The sequence below is a fragment of the Kribbella pratensis genome (assembly GCF_004366075.1).
Lineage (GTDB): Bacteria > Actinomycetota > Actinomycetes > Propionibacteriales > Kribbellaceae > Kribbella > Kribbella pratensis.
The window spans coordinates 2,036,006-2,058,061 of sequence record NZ_SODU01000001.1 but is presented as its reverse complement, the minus strand read 5'-3'; the positions used below and the strand labels follow the sequence as shown (position 1 = coordinate 2,058,061).

Here is a 22,056-nt window from a genome sequence, read left to right as displayed (position 1 = left end):
GTAGACACTGGGTTGAAGTTAGTAGTTACTACCTACTAACTTCGGCGCTATGCCGACACGGATGAGCGGGCAGCAGCGGCGGGAGCAGGTTCTCGGGATCGCCGAGGAGGAGTTCGCCGCTGCGGGGCTGTACGGCGCTTCGACCGAGACGATCGCGCGGCGGGCCGGGATCACGCAGGCGTACGTGTTCCGGTTGTTCGGGACGAAGAAGCTGTTGTTCCTGGAGTGCGTGGATGCCGCGTTCGAGCGGATGCGGCTGGCGATGGTCGCGGCCGCGGGTGGGGCGAGCGGGGTCGAGGCGCTGGCGGCGATGGGGCAGGAGTACAACGACATGCTCGCCGACCGCACGACGCTGCTGCTCCAGTTGCAGGGCACAGCCGCCGCGGCAGCGGGTGACGGTGAGGTGCGGGACGCCGTACGGGCGAGCTTCGCGCGGTTGTGGCAATCCGTCGCCGACACCGCGCAACTGGACCCGGTCACGGTGAAGGCGTTCCTTGCCTTCGGCATGCTTCTCAACACGAATGCGGCCCTGGATCTCCCGCAGGTCGACGAACCGTGGTCCCACCAGGCCAGAACCCGCATCAAACCGGGCCTCTTCACCCACATCACCACCGACACCAACCGATGAAGACGAAACAGGTTGTGCGGTCTCCGGCGACGCTCGTGTCGTTCCTGATCTTCGTCGGATTGGTCGGCGCGGTGATCGGGAGTCTCGGCGCCCCGCTGATCACGGCCGTGGCCGAGGCGTACGGCGTTTCGCTTGCCGCCTCGCAGTGGACATTGACGATCGCGTTGCTGGCGGGGGCCGTGGCGACACCGGTGCTCGGGCGACTCGGGTCCGGTCCGCGGCGGCGAACTGTGGTACTGACGATCCTCGCGGTGGAGGTCGTCGGCAGTCTGCTGACCGTGATCCCGTTGCCGTTCGCGTTTCTGCTGGTCGGCCGGGCGCTGCAGGGCTCCGGGATCGGACTGATCGTGCTGATGATGGCCGTCGCGCGGGACCACCTGGACGAGCAGCGGGCCGCGCGGACGATCGCGTTGCTGTCCGTCGCGTCGACCGCGGGGATCGGGATCGGCTATCCGTTGTCCGGGCTGCTCACCGACATCGCCGGCGTTCGCGCGGCGTACGGACTCGGCCTCGCAATCACGGTAGCCGCCTTCGCCGCGGCCGTTTTCGCGCTACCCCAGGCCCCGGACCGGCCGTCGTCCCGTCTCGACCTCCGCGGCGCGATCCTGCTCGCGATCGCCCTGCCGGGGTTACTGCTCGTCATCGGCGACACGGTCCTGTGGCGGCACCACACAGGCCTGGCCGTCGCGATCCTCGTCGCCACGATCCTGCTCCTGATCGGCTGGACCTTCCTCGAGGTCCGCACCGAGAGTCCGCTGGTCGACATCAAGCTCCTGAGGCACCCCGCGGTGGCCGCCGCCAATCTCGTGATGCTCACCGGTGGCGTCGGCATGTACCTGCTCTTCAGCCTGATCACCCGTTACGTGCAGACCCCCGCGGCGGCCGGATACGGCTTCGGCCTGAACTCCTTCCAGGCCGGCCTCGTCCTGGTCCCGTTCTCGCTCCTCGGCTTCGTCGCCGGCCGCCTCATCCCTGCTTGGCGGGACCGGCTGGGTGCCAGGTTGTTGCTAGCAGCAAGTACGTCGGTGGTCCTCGTCGCATTCGTACTCTTCGCCGTCGCCCGATCACACCTGACCGAACCGATTCTCGCGATCGGCGTCCTCGGCTTCGGCGTCGGCGCGTTCTCGGCCGCGATGCCGGCCGTCATCCTCGCGGTCACGCCGCCCGCCGAGACGGCGAGCGCGATGAGCGTGAACGCGGTCGTCCGGAGCGTCGGCTTCTCCACCGGCAGCGCCCTCGGCGGCCTCATTCTGGCCACTCACACGACGGGCGTCTTCCCCCGCGAGTCCGGGTACGGCGCGGCCGCCTGGATCGGGGCCGCCGCCACCGCGGCCACCCTGCTGACCGTCGCCGTACTCCCGCTTAAACCGGTGGATCCTTAGCGGTCGCCGGGAGAGGATGCCGGTATGCGGTTGCTGACGGTCAATGTGGTGGAGAAGCTGATCCCGGGTCCGAAGGAGACGGGATTCACTGCGATCGACAAGCGCCCGCAGTCCGGCCGGGTCCGGGTCGGTGAGCTCGGTCTCGCCGGCGACCGGGTCTGCGACACCAAGAACCACGGCGGCCCGGATCTCGCGCTCTACGCGTACGCCGAAGAGGACGCCAGCTGGTGGGCCGCCGAACTCGGCCGTGACATCCCGACCGGTCTGTTCGGCGAGAACCTGCGGACCGAGGGGATCGACATCAGCGGCGCGCTGCTCGGTGAGGTGTGGCGGATCGGCGACGAGGTCGAGGTGATGGTCCGCGCGCCGCGCATCCCGTGCATCACGTTCCAGCACCGCATGCAGGAACCGCACTGGGTCAAACGGTTCCACCAGGCGGGCTGCCCAGGCGCGTACCTGAAGGTGCTCCGCGAAGGCACGATCGGCGCCGGCGACCCGATCGAGATCCTCAGGCGTCCGGATCACGAGGTCACCATCGCGGAGATGTTCGGCCCGCAGGATCCCGCGAAGTTCCGCCGCATGCTCGACTCCGGCGTAGACCTGATGGAAGAACTCCGCGACACCGCCCACCGCGTCCTGTCCCGCGAGTGAGCCCCACCGCCCCGCCGATCCCCATTTGAGTGGTTGACCCACCAAACGCGGGGTTCTACACCCGTGTCACGGGTCGATAACCCCCAATTTGGTGGGTCAGCCAGGGAAATGCGGCGAGGTGGGGGCGGGTGAGAGTGGACTGCTTGTTGCGACATGGTCGCAGATAGCTCAGGATGGAGCGGTGCGGAAACTGCTCCCGCCACCGGGACCGCTGCGCCCGCTGGCTCTGGCGACACTGCTCAGTCGGGTCGGCAACGGCCTGCTGATGACCATCAGCGTCCTGTACTTCAATCGCATCATCGGGCTGTCCATCGCCGAGGTAGGCCTCGGCCTCACCATCGCCGGCCTGTTCGGTCTGCTCGCCGGGATCCCCTTCGGCCACCTTGCCGACCGGCGCGGCCCGCGGACGCTGTTCGTCATCCTCAGCCTGCTGCTGTCCGTGCTGGCGTTGCTCTACCTGGTGATCGGCACCTTCTGGCAGTTCCTCGTCGTCGCGTCGGTCATCGCGATCCTGGACCGCGGCTCCAACGCCGTCCGGTTCGCCCTGATCGCAGGTGTCACCCAGGGATCCGCGGCCCGGGTCAGCGCCCGCGCGTACCTGCGGTCGATGACCAACATCGGCGTCACCGTCGGAGCCGGCCTCGGCGCCGTCGCGTTGTCCTTCGGTACGGCGACGTCGTACCGGCTGATGTTCTGCGTGTACGTCGTCCTGGGCGTCATCTCCGCCTTCGTCGTCCTCGCGGTGCCGCGGGTGGCGCCGCGGCCGAAGCCGGCCGACGGCCCGGTGTGGATCGCGTTGCGGGACCGTGGGTATCTCGCGGTCTCCGGTCTCAACGCCGCCATCTCGATCCACTACTCGGTCATCGACGTCGCAATCCCGCTCTGGGTGGTCGACCACACCGACGCCCCGCACTGGGCCGCCGCGTTGCCTCTGATCGTCAATGCCGCCGGCGTCGCCGTACTGCAGGTCCGGGCATCACGCGGCATCGTCGACACGGTCAGCGCGGCCCGGGCGACCAGGACCGCGGGGCTGTTGTTGCTGGCGTCAATGGTCCTGTTCGCGACGGCCTCCGTGGGGGATGCGGCGATAGCAATCGCAGTACTGGCCGTCGCCGCGCTGGTGCAGACCGCGGGTGAGTTGCTGCAGTCGTCCGGCTCGTTCTTGCTGGGTTTCGATCTGGCCACCGAGCAGGCGCAGGGCCAGTATCAAGGCGTCTGGAACACCAGTACGTCGGTCAGTTCGATGCTAGCCCCGGCGGTCATGGCACTGCTGCCACTCGGCCTCGGCGTACCCGGCTGGATCGTCCTGGGTGCGTGGTTCGCCCTGACGGGAGCGCTGTTCGTCCCGGTCGTACGGTGGGCCGCCGCGCGTCAGTTGGTGGGTTCGCGGTAGCCGAGAGCTGCGGAGATCTTGCGGGCGGCTTCGATGGCGGCGGGTGCCATCAGTGCGACCTGGGCGATCGACTGCTCCAGCGAGAGTGTGGAGATGCTGACCGCGGCGATGGCGGCGCCGGTGTGGTCGTGGATGACTGCGGCGACACAGCGGATGCCCGGCTCGTTCTCCTCGTCGTCGAGCGCGTAGCCGCGGGACCTGGTCTGTGCGAGATCGGCCTTCAGTGCGGCCGCCGACGTGTGGGTCAGGGGAGTGCGGGCGGGCAGACCGGTCCGGGTGATGTGGACGTCGAGCGCCTCGTCGTCCTTCTCCGCGAGCAGCGCCTTGCCGATGCCGGTGCAGTGCAGCCAGATCGCCTTGCCGACCCGTGACGGCATCCGGTACGGCTTCGGGCCGTCGAGTCGCGCGACGTAGATCGCCTCGTCGCCGTTCAGCAGTCCGACATGGACCGTGCACCGCGTCTGCGCGACGAGATCCGCGAGTACCGGGCGGGCGACGGTGGCGAGGTCGACGTTCGTCAGCGCGTGACCGGCCAGCCGGAGCGCCTTCGGGCCTGGGTGGTACGAGCCGTCGTCGGCCTGCGCGACGAACTCGTGCTCGACGAGCGACGCCATGATCCGGTGCACGGTCGACTTGGCCAGGCCGGTCGCGTTCACCACGTCGGTGAACCGCGAGTGCTCCAGTACGGCGTCCAGCACCATCAACGTCTTGTCGATGGCCGAGGGCGAACTCATGTCGGACATCCTGCCACTCCTCACCTCGCCAGCCAGCCACCGTCGACGGCGAGCACGTGCCCGTTGACATAGTCCGCCGCCGCAGACGCGAGGAACACCGCCGCGCCGACGACGTCCTCGGACTGTCCCCACCGGCCGGCCGGGATGCGCTGCCGGATCGAGGCCTCCCGCTCCGGGTCCGCGCGCAGCTCCGTGGTGTTGTCGGTGCTGATGTAGCCGGGCGCTATCGCGTTCACCTGAACCCCGGCCGGTCCCCACTCGTTGGCCAGCGCCCGGGTCAGCCCTGCCACAGCATGCTTGCTCGCGGTATAGGCCGGGACGGTGATCCCGCCCTGGAAGCTCAGCAACGATGCGATCGTGACGATCTTCCCGGTACGGCGTTGCGCCATCGCGGCCCCGATCGGCCGCGTCACCGCCCAGGTGGAGTTGAGGTTGACGTCGATCACGTGCTGCCAGTCCGCGGTCGTGGTTTCGGCCGCCGGCGCTCGCCGGATCGTGCCGGCGTTGTTGACCAGGATGTCGACCTTCCTGTTGTCGACAATCTCCGTTGCTACCTCTTCGACCGCGGCCGGGTCGGCGAAGTCCGCGATCACCACCGTCGCGTCACCACCACCGTTCTGCTTGATCGCCTCGAGGGTGTCCTCGAGAGCCGCGTCCCGAGCCATCAGGATCAGCTCGGCACCGGCAGCGGCGTACCCGGCAGCGATCGCCGCGCCGATCCCACGCCGCGCTCCGGTGACCAGCGCCGTACGTCCTTCGAGGCTGAAGGACGTCACCGCAGATCCCGTACGTCGACACCGTCCATGTCGCCGAACGCCTGGTTCTCGCCGGCCATCGCCCAGACGAAGCTGTACGACGACGTGCCGCAGCCGGAGTGGATCGACCAGCTGGGGGAGATGATCGCCTGACGGTCCGCGACCAGCAGGTGCCGGGTCTCCTCGGGCTCGCCGAGTAGATGCACGATCCGCTCCGACTCCGGGAGCCCGAAGTACAGATAGCACTCGGTACGACGGTCATGGGTGTGCGCGGGCATCGTGTTCCAGGTGCTGCCCGCGTGCAGCGTCGTCACGCCGAGGACGACCTGGCAGCTCTGTACGCCGTCCGCGTGGATGAACTGGTCGATCGTCCGGCGGTTCGCGGTCTGCTGATCGCCGAGTTCGAGGCGATTGCTCTCGCCGGGGTTGACCTGCGCGGTCGGGAAGCTGGTGTGGGCCGGCGCGGAGAAGACGTAGAACGCCGACTCGGGTCCGTCGAAAACCACGTCGCGGACGCCGCGTCCGACGTACAGGCAGGCGCCGGTGGTCAGCTCGTACTTCGTTCCGTCGGCGGTGACTGTGCCGGGTTCGCCGACGTTGACGATGCCGGCCTCGTGGCGCTCGAGGAAGAACTCGCTGCGCAGTCCGGGGTAGGTGCCGAGCGTCAGCGGCCCGTCCGTCGGGCGGGCGCCGGCGAGCACGATCCGGTCGTGGTGGGTGAGCACCGCGGTGACGGCGCCGGGGACGAAGAGATCGTCCACCAGGTAGTGGCGGCGCAGCGCGGCCGTGTCGAAGCTGGGCAGCTGCTCGGGATGGGTGGCGTGCCTGATCTGCAGAGTCACGGAACAAGGTTCTACTCAGTAGAACCAGGTGTCAATCACGATCGAGCCTTGGAACTCAGCCTGGAAATGTTCCAGGTTCCGTCTCTTGACACGCGGTTCTGGTGAATGGAACCTTCCAGTCACTCGCCCAACGCCCCTGGGAGGATCCCGATGACCGCTCTGGACTGGTCGGTCCTGGTCGGCTATTTCGTGTTGATGGTGCTGATCGGAGTCTGGTCGCGCACCAAGATCAAGACGGTCGTGGACTACTTCACGACCGGAGGCCGGATTCCCTGGTGGTTGTCCGGCATCTCGCACCACATGTCCGGCTACAGCGCCGTCATGTTCGTCGCGTTCGCCGCGGTCGCCTACTCGTACGGCATCACCGTCTACGTCTGGTGGGCGATGACGATCGGCGTCGGCGTGGGCATCGGCGCGTTCCTGTTCGCGGCGCGGTGGAACCGGCTGCGGGCCAAACACGGGGTGGTGTCGCCTCTGGAGTACCTCGCGCGCCGCTACAACCTGCCGACGCAACAGGCGCTCGCGTACTCCGGTGCCGCGCTGAAGGTCGTCGACATCGCGTCGAAGTGGGTCGCGATCGCCGTACTGCTGAACGGTTTCACCGGGGTGCCGATCCGGTGGGGCATCCTGCTCACCGGCGTCGTGACGATGCTGTACGCCACGCTCGGCGGGCTGTGGGCCGACGTACTGACCGACTTCGGGCAGTTCGTGATCCAGTTCGGGGCCGGCGTCGCGATGTTCATCGGGGTGCTCGCGCACCTGGACGGCGTACCGACGCTGTGGAAGATGTGGGACCAGTTGCCGGCCGGGCACGGTGACGCGCTGAACGGGCCGTACACGCCGATCTTCCTGATCGCGTTCCTGTTCATCAAAACCTTCGAGTACAACGGCGGCATGTGGAACCTGGCGCAGCGGTACATGGCCGCGCCGTCCGGGTCGGCCGCGAAGAAGTCCGCCCTGCTCTCCTCGGCCCTGTGGCTGGTCTGGCCGTTGATCCTGTTCATCCCGATGTGCGCGGCGCCGCTGCTGGTCCATCCGGGGAAGCCCGAGCAGTCGTACGTCGCCCTCGCGCAACTGCTCCTGCCGACCGGGCTGATCGGGCTGGTGCTGGCCGGGTTCTTCTCGCACACGATGGCGATGGTGGCGTCCGACGCGAACGCGATCTCGTCGGTGATCACGCGGGACCTGGCGCCGGTGCTGGTGCCCCGGGTCCGCCGGTTGACCGACGGCGCGGCGCTGAAGATGGCGCGGATCGTCACGTTCACGTTCGTCACGGTGAGCATGCTGATCGCGATCGCGACGAACGGCGAAGGCGTCGTACTGAAGATCGTCGTCGACCTGGTCGCCGCGACGATGGGACCGATCGCGATCCCGCTGATGCTCGGGCTGCTGCCGTGGTTCCGGCGCAGCGGGCCGCGGGCGGCGCTGGCCTCGTGGGCGATCGGGCTGATCATCTGGGCGATCGTCAAGTACGGCGTGGGCTCCACCGACACGACGTTGGTCGTGGCGTTGCCACTGGCAACTTCCTTGGTGGTGTACGTCGGCCTCGGCCTGCTCGCGCCGGAGAACCGCGCGGACGTCGACGAGCTGGTCGACTCGCTGAACACCGACCCCAGCGTCCCCAGCCGCCGGGCGGCGGCCCTGTCCTGAAAGCGCTGTCCCGAATCTGAAACACTGTCCCACATCACGGAACCGTCCACTCCAGGAGAAGCCCTATGCCGAACATCACCGTCGAACTCCTCTCCGGCCGCACCCTCGACCAGCGTCGCGAGTTCGTCGCCGCCGTCACCGACTCCGCGATCGCCATCCTCGGCGCCAAGCGCGAGTCCGTCCGCATCGTCTTCACCGAGATCGAGAAGACCGACGTAGCCAACGGCGGCACCCTCGCCGCCGACCTCTGAGCTCCGGACCGCCGGCACTCATCAACCGGGGGATTCGCGGCAGATCAGAGCCCGGCTGAGCGTGAACCCGGCTGCTCCGCGCCGGTTGATGAGTGCCTGGGGTCCGCCTCCTGAAACAGGCAGGCACCGGGCGCGCCGACCTACTACTGTCTGTCGCATGCGAGTTGGTGTGTTCGGTGCGACGGGTCAGGTCGGCGGCGTGATGCGGGAGTTGCTCGTCGAGCGCGACTTCCCGGTGGACGAGGTGCGGTTCTTCGCCTCGGCGCGGTCGGCGGGGAAGAAGCTGGCGTTCGGGGATCGGGAGGTTGTCGTCGAGGACTCGGCGACGGCGGACTTCTCCGGGCTCGAGCTCGCCCTGTTCTCCAACGGAAAGACGGCGTCGAAGGAGCTCGCGCCGAAGGTCGCGGCGGCCGGTGCCGTCGTCGTCGACAACTCGTCCGGCTGGCGGATGGACCCGGACGTGCCGCTGGTGGTGTCCGAGGTGAACCCCGAGGACCTCGGCACGATCCCGAAGGGCATCGTCGCCAACCCGAACTGCACGACTATGGCCGCGATGCCGGTGCTCGCCCCGCTGCACCGCGAAGCCGGGCTGACCCGCCTCGTCGTCTCGACCTACCAGGCCGTCTCCGGTTCCGGCGGCGTCGGCGTGAGCGAACTCGAGGACCAGGCTCGTGAACTCGTCGAGACCGGCGGCCGGCTCGCCCGCGGCACCGACGGCATCACCCTCCCCGAGCCCAAGGTGTACGCCGGGCCGATCGCCTTCAACGTGCTCCCGCTGGCCGGCTCGATCGTTGCCGACGGCACCGGTGAGACCGACGAGGAGCAGAAGCTCCGCAACGAGAGCCGGAAGATCCTGCACCTCCCGGACCTCCCGGTCGCCGGCACCTGCGTCCGGGTCCCGGTCTTCACCGGCCACTCGCTCAGCATCCACGCCGAGTTCGCCGAGCCGATCACCCCGGAGCGCGCCACCGAGATCCTGGGCGCCGCGCCGGGGGTCGCCGTCACGGATCTCCCGACGCCGCTGCTCGCGGCCGGCCAGGACCCGTCGTACGTCGGCCGCATCCGGCAGGACCAGTCCGTCCCGGGCAACCGCGGGCTGATCCTGTTCGTCTCGAACGACAACCTCCGCAAGGGCGCCGCCCTGAACGCGGTCCAGATCGCGGAGCTTCTCGCCGCGCGCTGACCCGGGGCGGGCCCTAGGATTGAACGCTCTGGCGAGGGAGGTGGCCGGGCTGGAGTTCAGGGTGCTGGGGGCGGTTGAGGTCAGGACCTCCGACGGCGACGTCGTACCGTTGCCGTCGCGCCGGGTCACGGTGTTGCTGGCTGCGCTCGTACTGCGGGTCAACCGGACGATGCCGGTCGACGAACTCGTCGATCTGCTGTGGAACGAGGACGAGCTACCGAGCAACCCACGCTCCGCGTTACAGATCTACGTCTCCCGCCTGCGCGCCACGATCGGGGACACCGACCGCACCACCATCGCGACCGCTCCCGGCGGCTACTCGTTGCGTGCCGAGCTGGCGAACGTCGATGTCGAGGTGTTCCGCGAACTGGTGCGCGAAGCCACCGGCATCGCGGATCCGGCCGCCCGGATCGACACGCTGGGCAGGGCCCTCGCGCTCTGGCGTGGCCGACCGCTGGCCGGTCTCGACATCGGCACCGTGAGCCGGGAGCTCGTCCCGCGACTGGACGAGGAACACCTCCAGGCCCAGGAGCTGTACTTCGACGCGCGCCTGGCGGCCGGCGAATCGACCGCCCTCGTCCCCGAACTCACCGAACTCGCCGAGCGGCATCCGGCCAGGGAACGCGTCTGGGCGCAGCTCATCAGCGCGCACCGGGCATCCGGCCGCACGGCGCTCGCACTGTCGACGTACGCCGACGTGGCCGATCGGCTCCGGGAGCTGCTGGGCGCCGACCCCGGCCCGGAACTGCAACGGCTGCATGCCGAACTGCTCGCCCCGACAGAGCTCGGCGTCGTACCGCGACAGCTCCCCGCCGGCGTCCCTGCCTTCACCGGCCGAGCCGACGACCTCGAGCGTCTGGACCAGCTCCTCCCGACCGCAGGCCTCGGACTGGTCATCGGCCCGGCCGGCGTCGGCAAGACCTCGCTCGCCGTCCACTGGGCCCGTCAGGTCGCGGACCGGTTCCCCGACGGCATCCTGTACGCCGACCTGCTCGGCTTCTCGCCCGTCACGGAACCGGCGGACCCACTCGCGGTGCTGTCGCGTTTCCTGGTCGCGCTGGGCACGGCGCCTGATCGGCTGCCGGCGAACGCCGAGGAACAGATCGCGCTGTACCGCAGCCTGCTGGCCGATCGGGCGGTCCTGGTCGTCCTCGACAACGCGCGATCCGCCGATCAGGTCCGTCCGCTCGCGACGACCGGATCCCGGTGCCGCACCGTCGTCACCAGCCGCAACGAGCTCGCCGGCCTGGTCGCGACCGAGCAGGCGGAACCGATCCGGCTGGATGTGTTCGACGCACTCGAGTCGAAGCAGTTGCTGGCGGCAAGAATCGGTGCGGAGCGGTTCCGGTCGGATCCGGCGAGCGTCGACGCGCTGGCCGAGCGTTGTGCCGGTCTGCCGCTGGCGCTGTCGTTGATCGCCGCGCAGATCGCGCTGCGGCCGCACCGGTCGCTGGCGTCGTTCGTCAGCACGCTGGGCGAGGGGCCGCTCGACGCGCTGTCGACCGCGGACGGTGTCGGCGTACGGACGATCTTCTCCTGGTCGTACCGGCAGTTGCGGCCCGAACTCGCGCGGATGTTCCGGCTGGTCGCCCAGCATCCGGGTACGGAGATCACACCTGGAGCGGCGGCCGCGCTGGCCGGCGTACCGGTCCGGGAGGCGCGGCGGATGGTCGCGGAGCTGGTCGCCAACCATCAGCTGATCGAGATCGAGCCGGATCGGTGGGTGCTGCACGATCTGCTGCGTGCCTACGGGCAGGAATTGTGCGAGCCGGGCGAAGCGGACGCGGCGTTGGAGCGCCTGCTCGGCTACCTCGTCCACACCGGGTTCGCGGCCGCGGTTCTGCTGGCGCCGAGCAGGGTCCGCGTCGCGCTGCCGGAGCTTCCCGCAGACGTCGAGGTGGTCGCGCCGGCGACCCGCGACGAGGCGTTCGCCTGGTTCGATGCGGAGCAGCCGAACAATCTCGCCGTACTGCGGGCCGCGGCCGGGCGTGCCGACGAACTGCTCTGGCTCTGTGTGTGGACGATCGCGGACTATCTCGATTTCCGCGGCCGGTCCGGGTATGCGCAGGCGCAGCAGTTGGCGCTCGAGGCGGCGGTGCGGCTGGGCGATCTGCGCAAGCAGGCGCACACGCGGCGCGACCTGGCCCGCGGGCACATGGCGATGCGCGAGTGGGACGAGGCGATCCGGCAGCACGAGCTCGCGCTCGGTATCGCGGAGGAGCTCGACGACCAGGCCGGGATCGCGCACGGTTCACTCGGGCTGGGGCGGGTGTACACGCGGATCGGGGATCATCGGCGAGCCATCGAGCACACCCAGCGGGCGTTGCGGATCTACGAGCGCACCGGTCATGTCGATGCCCGGGCGAACGCCCTCAACAACCTCGGCTGGTACCACTCCGAGCTCGGCGAGTACGAGGCCGGACTGGACTATGCCCAGCAGTCACTGAAGTTGTACGCCGAGGTGGACTCGGAGTTCGGTCGCGCCGTGGCCAGCGACACCAGCGGCTATGCGCTCGCCGGCCTCGGACGGATCGACGAGGCGATCGCGCTGTACACGGTCGCGGTCGAGACACTGCGCGGGCTCGGCCGCCGGCTCGACACCGCGGACTGCCTGATGGCAATGGCCCGCGTCCAGGACCGGGCCGGCCGCGGCGACGGCGCACGAGCCAGTTACGCCGCGGCCCTGGAGATCCTGGACGATCTCGAGCACCCCGATGCGGAGACAGTCCGCAAGTGTCTCGCTCAGCAGCGGTAGAAGTCCTTCGTATAAACGCCGTTCACCGCGGTCAGGGTGTGGTCGTAGCAGCCGTGCCCGATCGCGCGGAAGCGTACGATCTGGGTCCCGGTCGCGTGCCGTTGGTCCCGCGGTACGCCGTAGATCCAGGACGCGCGGCCGTCGTACGTCTCGGTGCTGGTCTGCGCCGGGGTGCGAATCGTGTCGTGGATCTTCAGGTCCGTGACGACGTCGTACCCGCCGGGGATCGTTGCGTTGGGCAAGAAGGTGAGTACGCCGTTCTTGCCGTAGTCGAGGTCGGTGCGCTCGACGTGGCCGTTGCTGATCGTCGTCGCGGTGTCACGCCAGTTCGCGTCCAGCGCGTCCCGGGACTCGCCGGCGTCCCAGGTGTGCTTCGAGACGTTGCTCAGCGTGCGCTGGACGCTCGTCCGGATCCGGCCCGCCGAGGTGTCGACGTACCCGCTGATCGTCAGGTTGCGGGACGCGTTCGTGGTGACGGCGCCGGCCGCGTTCGGGGCGCCGCTCACGTCGTCGGTCTTCGCCAGCGGGCTGACGGCGTACGACGTGAGGCCGCCGGTCGTCTGTGCTCGGTGTGGGTCGGTCCACACGTGCAGGTTCGGGACTGTGAACCACCCCGACTGGCCGGCCGGTACGCCGTCGACGTGCACGCGGAACTCGTGCGGCTTGCCGTCGGTGAGCAGTCCGGCGAACGGCGTGAGGTCGTAGGTCAGGGGCTTGATGTCGAAGGCGCGCGGTGCGGGAGACGGGCGCCACGAGTACGGGTTCGACCAGCCGCCCGTGTAGATGTACGGGTACGGCAACGCGATCCCGGCGAGTTTGCCGTCGATGCTGACGTCGACCTCGCGGTACGGCGAGCCGTCCGGGCAGGAGTACCCGGTCTCGGCCGGCGCGGACGTGTCCCAGAACTCCTCGCAGCCGCCGCCTGATCCGGTGACGTAGACCTCGCCGAGGAGGCGGGTGGTGTTGCGCGGCAGAGTCGCCGTACCGATCAGGTCGGAGTCCTGACGCGTCTGGTTCTGCAGCGGGAGTACGTCGTTGGCGGTCCGGGCAGCCGGGGTGTGGCGGTCGGTCGTGTAGAAGTCGAGGGTCACGGTGATGTCGAGGACCCCGGTGTACGTGTCGTTGACGACGTTGCCGAGCTCCATCACGACCGGTTGCGACGTCCGCAGGAGCGGGCTGTACGACGTGACGTCCTTCTCGACGTCCCACGCGATACCGTCTGCGCTCGGCTCCGGGGTCGACGTACGGAAGACGCCGACGCCGCCGATCGTGATGTGGCCGAGGCGGTCGTACTGGACGCCCTTCACCTCGCCGTGCATCCGCAGCACGACCTTCGACCACGGGCCTTGGCAGCCGGCCGGGGGAGTGTAGGTCGCCTGGTACGGGTCGAAGTTGCGGAACTGGTTCCGGACGATCTGCACCTCGCAGTGCCTGGTGTCCGGTACGGCGACCTTCGGCGCGGGGGTCCGCGGGTCGTCGTAGTCCGACCCGAACTCCGCCGGCGGGGTCACCGCGTGGGCCGGCGCGCCGAGAGCGAGGAGTAGAACGGATAGTGAGACGAGAGCCACCGACCGTATGCGCATGTTGCGGAAACGTAATGGAGAAGGTGTACGTGGGCAAGCGAGTGCCATGGTCAGGCACGGTGCCCAGCGATTACCCTCCAGTCACTTGACCCCCTACGGAGGCCAGTTATGACGCCTGTCGCCGATTCCGGCCAGCTCGCGCTTCTCAGCAACCGCAAGGACACCATGGCCCAGATGTTCCTGGACCGGGTGGAGGCGACGCCTGACCGGGAGGCGTTCCGGTTCCCGCGCGGGGAGCAATGGAAGTCGGTGAGCTGGCGGGAGACCGAAGCGCTGGCCCGCCGGCGCGCCGCGGGCCTGATCGCGCTGGGGGTGGAGCCGGAGCAGCGGGTCGCCGTCGCGTCGAGCACCCGGATCGAGTGGATCGAGTGCTACCTGGCCGCCGTACTGGCCGCCGCCGCGACCACCACGATCTACCCGTCGACGATCTCGTCGGACGTCGCGTTCATCGTGGCCGATGCCGACGTCCAGGTGGTGTTCGCCGAGGACGCGGGCCAGGTGGACAAGCTTCGCGAGCACCGGAACGAGACGCCGTCGCTGCGCAAGGTCGTGCTGCTGGACGGCACGCCTCTGGAGAGTGACGGTGACTGGGTGATCGGACTCGGGCAGCTCGACATTCTCGGCGACGAGTACCTGGCCGAGCATCCGTCGATTGTCGACGATCGGATTGCAGGCATCAAGCCGGATGATTTGTGCACGTTGATCTACACGTCCGGTACGACGGGACGTCCGAAGGGCGTGCGGCTGCCGCACTCGGTGTGGACGTACGAGGGCGCCGCGGTCGAGGGGATGCGGGTGCTCTCACCGGACGACCTGCAGTTCCTCTGGCTGCCGTTGTCGCATGTGTTCGGCCAGGTGCTGCTCGCCGTACAGTTCCAGCTCGGATTCGCGACCGCGGTCGACGGACGGATCGACAAGATTGTCGACAATGCGGCGGTAGTACAGCCGACCTTCATGGCCGCGGCGCCGCGGATCTTCGAGAAGGCGCACGCGCGGATCGTGACGATGATCCAGTCCGAGGGCGGGGCGAAGGCCAAGCTGTTCGACTGGGCGTTCGGGGTCGGGGCTCGGGTGTCTGCTCTGCGACAGGCCGGCAAGGAGCCGGGCGGGTTGCTGGGCGCGCAGTACGCGGCGGCGGATCGCCTGGTGCTGTCGAAGATCCGGGCCCGGTTCGGCGGGCGGATCCGGTTCTTCGTGTCCGGGTCGGCCGCGCTCGACAAGTCCCTGGCGGAGTGGTTCCACGCGGCCGGGCTGCTGATCCTCGAGGGGTACGGGCTGTCGGAGACCTCGGCGGGATCGACGCTGAACCGGCCGACGCAGTACCGGCTCGGAAGTGTCGGACCGGCGTTCCCCGGGACGCAGTTCAAGATCGCCGAGGACGGGGAGATCCTGATCAAGGGCGACGGCGTGATGAGCGGGTACCACAACCAGCCCGAGCAGACCGCCGAGGTGATCGACGCCGACGGCTGGTTCCACACCGGTGACATCGGGCACTTCGAGGACGAGTACCTGTTCATCACGGACCGGAAGAAGGACCTGTTCAAGACCTCCGGCGGCAAGTACGTCGCGCCGCAGGTGATCGAGGGCCGCTTCAAGACGATCTGCCCGTACGCGAGCCAGTTCATCGTGCACGGCAACCTGCGCAACTTCGTGTCCGCGCTGGTCACGCTCGACCCCGACGCGATCGAGGGCTGGGCCGCCGCGAACGGTCTCGGCGGCAAGTCGTACGCCGAGATCGTCACGTCGGACGCCGCGCAGGCGATGGTCCAGGGGTACGTCGACGAACTCAACGCCGGCCTCAACCGGTGGGAGACCATCAAGAAGTTCACCATCCTCGACCGCGACCTCACCGTCGAGTCGGGCGAGATGACCCCGAGCCTCAAACTCAAACGCAAACACGTCGAAACCCAGTACGCCGACGTACTCGACAAGATGTACGAGTAGTCAGGCTGTTCTGGATCGCTGGACGGCGCCGCTGAAGCCGGCGCCGTCCAGCCGGACCGTGATCGCGGCGACGCGCAGCGACGGTTGCAGGGATTGCCAAAGGTGCTCGGTGATCGCGGACCACGGGAGCGCGACCGCGACCGTTTCCGGGCGACCGTTGATTGTCACGTGGTCCGCAGTACCGGCGTAGGTCGTGGTGGTGAGGGCTGTGCCCGCCGCAACGCGGACGGCGTACAGCGACGGGTGCTCGGTGAGCTCGGGCGCACCGTCGCACGCGCGCGCTGATCCGATCACGACATCCGTCAGTCCCGCGTCGGCAATCGTCGCGCCCGCGGTGATGCGGGGCGTGTGGATCGGTGGGTCGGGTTCATAGGTCAGCCCACGCAGCGCCACCTGAAGATCGGGCTGCACCTCGCGAACCGCCGCGAGCTCGGCAACCTGCGTCCCGTTCCCGACAATCACCCAGTCGTCTCCGCGAACCGCCGCGGTGTAATGCCGCAGATCGTCAACCGCCCCACCCGAGGTGTCCCGCACGACAATCTCCCGCTCACCCACCACAAGCTCCCGAGCCTGCGACGCGCGAGACCGCCCAGTCAACCAGTACGAGAAGAACGGCACCCCCTCCAGATCCCGCCCAACAGCAACCCCACGCCCCGGGTACTCGACGGCCCCATCACCCAACATGCGCGCGAGCATACGCGGCCGGCTCAGACCAGTTGCGTGGCATGCTGTTGGCGACGACTGCCGAACGCGACGAACCGATCCAATGGGTACAGGACAACTACCTGAACCCGACTCTCCTGCGACGTGTCGAGGCGCATCGCGGACTCGATGGGGAAGACCTCGCAGCAGTTGAAGGCTGGCTTCGAGGCCTCTGAACCGCGTGGGGCATCTACGTCTGGTCCACCACCGTGATCAGCGGGATGATCCGGAGTGGAAGGGGAGTGTGATGACGCTGGTTTACGGGCCGTTGATCGGTCGGGAAGGGTCGCCGCTGGGGAAGACGTACCTGTCGGTGTCGGTGCAGGAAGACGGTGTGGAGCGGGCGCTGGTACCGGGTACGCGGATCCGGCTACAGATCCGGAAAGACGGCGTACTGATCGCACGGGCCGGGTGCAACTCGCTCAGCGGGGCGATCGTGCTCGACGACGGCGTACTGCGGGTCGAGCCCGGGGTCCAGACCCAGATGGGATGCGGTCCCGAATTCGAGGCTCAGGAAGACTGGGTCTTCGAATTCCTGCTCCACGAGCCGGAGTGGGCCGTCGACGGCGACACCTTCACCCTGACCAACGGCCGGATCACGCTTGTCCTGCTGGATCGTCGCCTCGCCGAACCCGACCCTCCACTCGACGGCACGCTGTGGATCGTGGAGTCGGTCGTCCGCGACAAAAACCACGTCGAGCACTACGCCGGAGTCGTCCCCGCGACTCTGACCCTCAACGGAACCCTGGCCACCGGCTCAACCGGCAGCAGCCCATTCACCGCAACAGTTGCCCGTGCCAACGACACGCTCACCTTCACCGATCTCAGCATCACCCCGACCAACCCCACAGGCCGAGCCGCCGCTCTGGAACAAGCCTTCCTGGGCACCCTCGGTACGCCCCTCACCTACACCATCGAGTCCAACCATCTGCACCTCAGAGCACCCACGCGAACCGCCGGCCTCAACCTCTTCACCGATCGGCCCGACGGCTACCCTCCGAGGCGCCTGTTGGCCGGGCAACGATGAACAACTGATGGGGTGCAAACACAAGCAACGCCTCGCGCCGGTCGGCCGGTGGTGAGGAATGGCCTTGGTCGATCATTTGTTCGGCACGTGCAGCTGCTCATGCAAAAGTTTCCAGGCCGAGCGTGGTGAAGCGGTAGTGGCCGAGAGTTTCGGGCAAGTAGCCGTCGGCAACCAGTTGGGTGGCCAGTGGTTCCAGCACGCCGCAGCGGTACCTCCTTCAGGAGCAACGCGGTCAGGAACCCCGGCCCGGCGACCGGAACCGCCCAGAGGACCACGACGTACTGAGCAGGAACATCGGCTTGCGCCAGTCCAGGTCGCCGAACTTCCCGATCAGCGCGGTCATGGTCGTCTCGGCGAGCAGGTACGACGTGACCACCCAGGACAGGTGGTTGGCGCCGCCGAGGTCGCTGACGATGGTCGGCAGCGCGGTCGCCACGATCGTCTGGTCGAGGGCCGCGAGCAACATGCCGAGCATGATCGCCACCACGACCGCGTTCCGGGTGGCACGTCCGACGGGCTGAGCCTCGGTCTCCATGAGCCGAATGTCATCGGGTGAGCACGTTCCGCCACCACAGAACTACGGCGATCCGGTGAAGAAATCCTCGGCGTACCGATCGACGAGTAGTGGTCGGTTCGGCGACCCAGAGGCGAGCGCGGCGGGCGGTGGGTCGGGGTGGACGTGGCCGACCACTACCCGTCGGTCCGTACGATGGGGGCGTGCCGTCGACATTGCCTGAGGGGGAGGTTGCGCCTCGGGACGGGGCGTTGCCGGATGCTGCTGTGCGGGAGGCTGCCGGGCGGCCGTTGGGGTTCTACCTGCATGTCCCGTTCTGCGCCTCGCGGTGCGGGTACTGCGACTTCAACACCTACACCGCCAAGGAGTTGGGCGGTGGCGGCTCACAGGCGACGTACGCCGAGACCGCGGTCGACGAGGTCCGGACGGCGCGGCGGGTCCTCGGCGAACTGGACCGTCCGGTCGACACGGTGTTCTTCGGGGGCGGTACGCCGACCCTGCTGCCGGCCGCCGATCTGGGGAAGATGCTCGCCGCGGTGCGGGACGAGTTCGGACTCGCGCCCGGCGCGGAGGTGACGACCGAGGCGAATCCGGAGTCGGTGGACCCCGCGTACCTCGAGGCGCTGCTGGAGGCAGGGTTCACCCGGGTGAGTTTCGGGATGCAGAGCGCGTCCTCGCACGTACTGCGGATCCTCGACCGGCAGCACACGCCGGGCCGCGCGTTGCAGGCAGTGAAGGAGGCGACCGCGGCCGGGTTCGAGCACGTGAACCTGGACCTCATCTACGGGACGCCAGGGGAGTCGCTCGACGACTGGCGGGCGTCGCTGGAGTCGGCGTTGTCGGCGCAGCCGGATCACGTCAGTGCGTACGCATTGATCATCGAGGACGGCACGCAGCTCGCGCGGCGGATCCGGCGTGGTGAGCTGCCGATGCCGGACGACGACGACCTGGCCGACAAATATGTGCTGGCCGACGAGATGCTGTCCGCCCAGGGGCTGCGGTGGTACGAGGTGTCCAACTGGGCCCGCAGTACGGCGGCCCGCTGCCGCCACAACGAGCTGTACTGGCGCGGCGACACCTGGTGGGGGATCGGGCCGGGCGCGCACAGCCATGTCGGCGGGGTGCGCTGGTGGAACGTCAAGCACCCGAGCGCGTACGCCGAGCGCATCAACGCCGGCGAGAGCCCGGCGCACGCGCGGGAGACCCTCGACGAGGAGACCCGGCGCGTCGAGCGGGTGCTGCTCGAGGTGCGGCTGTCCGCGGGGCTGCCGCTCGACGTTCTGGACGAGGCTGGGCGAGCCGCGGTCGATCAGGTGGTCGCCGACGGTCTCGCGGTGATCGCCGCTGGGGGCACTGGGGGCACTGAGGGCGCGGCGGTCGAGCCAGGCGCCGGGGATGGCGACCGGCTCGTGCTGACCGATCGCGGGCGGTTGCTGGCGGATGCGGTGGTCCGGGACCTGCTCCCATGAAGTGATCAGAACTGATCACAGTCAGCTGTTGACGACTGTTATGAGCAGGCGGCAGGCTTGGCGGTAAGCGTTTACTACCGTTCGAGGAGTCGCGATGCCGCCCTTCATCCGTCGTCGACTGTTGCTTCAGGCCGGCCTTGCCGCCGGTGTGCTCAGCACGCTCGGGTTGCCCACCCGCGCGTTCGCGGAGGACGAGTACGACGTACTCCGCGCACGCTGGGCCGAGCTCAACACCGGCGGGGCGATCGACGCAGCCGATCCGGCGTACGCCGATGCGCTCGCCAACCTGAGTACGCAGGCCCAGCAGTACGCCGACACGATGATCACGTCGGCGGACCGGACGGCCCTCTGGCCGGATCTGCCGCTCAGTTCGACGAGCGGGAACTTCTCGATCAGCTACACGCGCCTGAAGACGATCGCGCTCGCCCGCGCGACCACGGGCACTACCCAGACCGAGACCGGCGAGCTGTTGAGTGGCGCGCTCGACTTCCTCAACGCGAACGCCTACAACGAGACGCTCAAAGAGACCGGGAACTGGTGGTTCTGGGAGATCGGCGCGCCGCGGGCACTGCTCGACACCTGCGTTCTCGCGTACGACGTCCTGTCCGCTGAGCAGCTCACGAAGTACCTGACGGCCGTCGACCGGTTCGTCCCGGACCCGAACCGGCGGACCAACTCGCCCACGCTCCGGGAGACCGGCGCCAACCGGGTCGACAAGGCGCTGATCGTAGCGCTCCGCGGCATCGTCGGAAAGTCGACCGTCAAATTGTCGACAGCACGCGATGCCCTGAGCGACGTGGCCGAAGCCGGCAAGAACAGCGTCTTCACCTACGTCACGAGCGGCGACGGCTTCTACCGCGACGGCTCGTTCGTCCAGCACGGCAACCTCGCGTACGTCGGGACGTACGGGAACGTGGCGCTCGGCGGGGTCGCGAACCTGATCGCCCTGCTCGGCGGCTCCACCTGGGAGATCGCCGACCCGCACCGCGCCGTACTCCTGGACGCGGTCGAGGCAAGCTTCGCGCCGTTCATCGTCGACGGTCTGATGATGGACTGCGTCTCCGGCCGCGCGATCTCCCGCGAGCGGGCCGGCGACCATCGCAACGGCCACGGCACCACATCGACCGTTCTCCTCCTCGCGAGCGGAGTCGCTGAACCGTACGCCTCGCGCTACAAGACACTCGCCAAGGGCTGGATCACCCGCGACCGCCTCGGCGACTACCTCCCGGGCGCGTCGATCCCGGAGATCTCCCGCGCCAAGGCGCTGCTCGCCGACACCGGTGTCGTCCCGGCGCCGGCTCTCCCGCGGCACTTCCAGTTCTACAACCAGGACCGCGTCGTGCACCGCCGCCCGGGCTGGACGTTCGCGATGGCGATGTCGTCGAAGCGGATGGCCCGCTACGAGTGGGGCAACGGCGAGAACCTCCGCGGCTGGTACGTCGGCGACGGCATGACGTACCTGTACAACCGCGACCAGTCCCAGTTCAACGACGCGTACTGGCCGACGGTCGACGCGCAACGGATGCCTGGTACGACGGTCAGCACGCAACCCCGTCAACCGGGCGGCTCGGGGAGCGGCACCGGGACTGTCGCGGCGTACGCCGATTGGGTCGGTGGGGCGTCGTACAAGAATGTCGCCGGCGCGGTCGGTATGCACATGATCAACCACGACAAGACCTTGCAGGCAAGGAAGTCCTGGTTCTGCCTGAGCGATTCGATCGTTGCCCTCGGCACCGGGATCACCGGTACCGACGGCTACCCGGTCGAGACGATTGTCGACAATCGGAATCTTCACGAGAACGGGATGGCCGCACTGCTGCTCGACGGCAGCGCAGCAACGGACGGGTCGTACGACGACCCTCAGTGGGCGCATCTGGAGGGCGTCGCCGGCTACGTGTTCCCCCGTGGCGGGCAACTGAGGATCCAGCGCGAGGACCGAACCGGATCGTGGTCCGAGATCAACATCGGCAACGACACGGCGGGCTCGACGACGCCGTACACCCGCCGCTACGCCAAGCTCGTCCTGGAACACGGGACCGAGACCGGGGACTACGCGTACGTCGTGTTGCCCAACGCAACCAGCCGGCAGACGGCCGAGCGTGCGGCTGATCCGGGGATGACCGTCCTTGTCAACAATCCGAATGTCCAAGCGGTGCGATCCCACCGCGAGAACCTGGTCATGGCGAACTTCTGGACGGCCGGTGCCGTGTCCGAGGTGGCCGGCGGCCCGCGAGTGGTGGCCAGTGACGGGCCTGCGTCCGTGGTGATCGGCAGCGAAGGCCGGACGACGACGGTCGCCGTGTCCGACCCGAGCCGGACCGCGCAAACCGTCCGGCTGACGATCGACCGTCAGGTCGGCGACGTGATCGCCAAGGATCCGGCGGTCACGGTCGTTGCCACCGGCAAGCAGCTGGTGCTGGACATCGCTGTCGGTGGTACGAAGGGCGCCACCCACACCGTGTCCTTCAACTGAGTGTCCTTCAACTGAGTTTCCGCAAGCAACCGGGGCCGGCAAGCCGTGCCGGCCGGGTCGCCGGGTGCTGGCAGGTTCAACCAGGAGGTTGTTCGATGATGCCGCACGCCCGCCCGCAAC

General features: G+C 68.5%; 18 protein-coding genes. 12 read left to right on the top strand and 6 right to left on the bottom strand.

Features of this window, described 5'->3' with window-relative positions:
- Positions 1-49 precede the first annotated feature (49 nt).
- The 4 genes from EV137_RS09745 (at position 50) to EV137_RS09730 (ending at position 4,054) form a co-directional block, all read left to right on the top strand.
- Positions 50-628, top strand: a complete 579-nt coding sequence (locus EV137_RS09745; RefSeq protein WP_202870857.1) for a TetR/AcrR family transcriptional regulator — start codon at positions 50-52, stop codon at positions 626-628.
- Positions 625-2,010, top strand: coding sequence for an MFS transporter (locus tag EV137_RS09740; protein WP_134127965.1), 1,386 nt, complete (start codon positions 625-627; stop codon positions 2,008-2,010). The genes EV137_RS09745 and EV137_RS09740 overlap by 4 nt, the downstream gene beginning before the upstream one ends.
- Before the next feature lie 24 nt (positions 2,011-2,034).
- Positions 2,035-2,661 (top strand): MOSC domain-containing protein, encoded by a 627-nt coding sequence (locus EV137_RS09735; RefSeq protein ID WP_134127963.1) that lies wholly within the window; start codon positions 2,035-2,037, stop codon positions 2,659-2,661.
- Between the two features lie 181 nt (positions 2,662-2,842).
- Entirely contained in the window at positions 2,843-4,054 is a 1,212-nt protein-coding gene (locus EV137_RS09730) for an MFS transporter (RefSeq protein WP_134127961.1), read from the top strand.
- Here the strand turns inward: EV137_RS09730 and EV137_RS09725 are convergent.
- Genes EV137_RS09725 through kduI form a run of 3 tightly spaced genes read right to left on the bottom strand, consistent with a single transcriptional unit; the run spans position 4,033 to position 6,385 of the window.
- Complete coding sequence (locus EV137_RS09725; protein WP_134000231.1) at positions 4,033-4,788, bottom strand: IclR family transcriptional regulator; 756 nt, start codon at positions 4,786-4,788, stop codon at positions 4,033-4,035. The two genes, EV137_RS09730 and EV137_RS09725, sit on opposite strands and share 22 nt — an antisense overlap.
- A gap of 20 nt (positions 4,789-4,808) precedes the next feature.
- Positions 4,809-5,564 carry an SDR family oxidoreductase gene (locus EV137_RS09720; RefSeq protein WP_134127959.1) on the bottom strand — a complete coding sequence of 252 codons (756 nt, stop codon included), beginning with the start codon at positions 5,562-5,564 and terminating at the stop codon, positions 4,809-4,811.
- Positions 5,561-6,385 carry a 5-dehydro-4-deoxy-D-glucuronate isomerase gene (gene kduI / locus EV137_RS09715; RefSeq protein ID WP_202870856.1) on the bottom strand — a complete coding sequence of 275 codons (825 nt, stop codon included), beginning with the start codon at positions 6,383-6,385 and terminating at the stop codon, positions 5,561-5,563. The genes EV137_RS09720 and kduI overlap by 4 nt, the downstream gene beginning before the upstream one ends.
- A gap of 150 nt (positions 6,386-6,535) precedes the next feature.
- Here kduI and EV137_RS09710 point away from each other — a divergent pair, with 150 nt between their 5' ends.
- The 4 genes from EV137_RS09710 (at position 6,536) to EV137_RS09695 (ending at position 12,224) form a co-directional block, all read left to right on the top strand.
- The gene (locus EV137_RS09710) at positions 6,536-8,035 is read left to right on the top strand and encodes a sodium:solute symporter family protein (protein WP_134127957.1); all 1,500 of its coding nucleotides are present in this window, start codon (positions 6,536-6,538) and stop codon (positions 8,033-8,035) included.
- Positions 8,036-8,100: 65 nt separating this feature from the next.
- Complete coding sequence (locus EV137_RS09705) at positions 8,101-8,286, top strand: tautomerase family protein (RefSeq protein ID WP_134000222.1); 186 nt, start codon at positions 8,101-8,103, stop codon at positions 8,284-8,286.
- Between the two features lie 157 nt (positions 8,287-8,443).
- A complete protein-coding gene (locus EV137_RS09700; RefSeq protein WP_134127955.1) occupies positions 8,444-9,469 on the top strand; it encodes an aspartate-semialdehyde dehydrogenase in 1,026 nt (341 codons plus the stop codon).
- Positions 9,470-9,530: 61 nt separating this feature from the next.
- The gene (locus tag EV137_RS09695; protein ID WP_166679813.1) at positions 9,531-12,224 is read left to right on the top strand and encodes an AfsR/SARP family transcriptional regulator; all 2,694 of its coding nucleotides are present in this window, start codon (positions 9,531-9,533) and stop codon (positions 12,222-12,224) included.
- Here the strand turns inward: EV137_RS09695 and EV137_RS09690 are convergent.
- The gene (locus EV137_RS09690) at positions 12,212-13,807 is read right to left on the bottom strand and encodes a peptide-N4-asparagine amidase (protein WP_134127951.1); all 1,596 of its coding nucleotides are present in this window, start codon (positions 13,805-13,807) and stop codon (positions 12,212-12,214) included. The two genes, EV137_RS09695 and EV137_RS09690, sit on opposite strands and share 13 nt — an antisense overlap.
- Before the next feature lie 108 nt (positions 13,808-13,915).
- Between EV137_RS09690 and EV137_RS09685 the strand changes: the two genes are divergently transcribed.
- Entirely contained in the window at positions 13,916-15,751 is a 1,836-nt protein-coding gene (locus EV137_RS09685) for an AMP-dependent synthetase/ligase (protein WP_134127949.1), read from the top strand.
- On the opposite strand, the gene EV137_RS09680 is transcribed toward EV137_RS09685, so the two are convergent.
- Positions 15,752-16,435, bottom strand: coding sequence for an IMP cyclohydrolase (locus tag EV137_RS09680; protein ID WP_166679812.1), 684 nt, complete (start codon positions 16,433-16,435; stop codon positions 15,752-15,754). It lies immediately after the preceding gene.
- A gap of 265 nt (positions 16,436-16,700) precedes the next feature.
- Here EV137_RS09680 and EV137_RS09675 point away from each other — a divergent pair, with 265 nt between their 5' ends.
- Entirely contained in the window at positions 16,701-17,480 is a 780-nt protein-coding gene (locus EV137_RS09675) for an META domain-containing protein (RefSeq protein WP_134127945.1), read from the top strand.
- A gap of 232 nt (positions 17,481-17,712) precedes the next feature.
- Here the strand turns inward: EV137_RS09675 and EV137_RS41750 are convergent, their stop codons facing one another.
- Entirely contained in the window at positions 17,713-18,015 is a 303-nt protein-coding gene (locus tag EV137_RS41750; RefSeq protein ID WP_238175198.1) for a hypothetical protein, read from the bottom strand.
- A 182-nt stretch (positions 18,016-18,197) separates the two neighbouring features.
- Here EV137_RS41750 and hemW point away from each other — a divergent pair, with 182 nt between their 5' ends.
- Positions 18,198-19,463: a radical SAM family heme chaperone HemW gene (gene hemW, locus EV137_RS09665; RefSeq protein WP_134127943.1), complete on the top strand. Its 1,266-nt coding sequence runs from the start codon at positions 18,198-18,200 to the stop codon at positions 19,461-19,463.
- Positions 19,464-19,557: 94 nt separating this feature from the next.
- A complete protein-coding gene (locus EV137_RS09660; protein ID WP_134127941.1) occupies positions 19,558-21,936 on the top strand; it encodes a polysaccharide lyase 8 family protein in 2,379 nt (792 codons plus the stop codon).
- Positions 21,937-22,056: the final 120 nt, after the last annotated feature.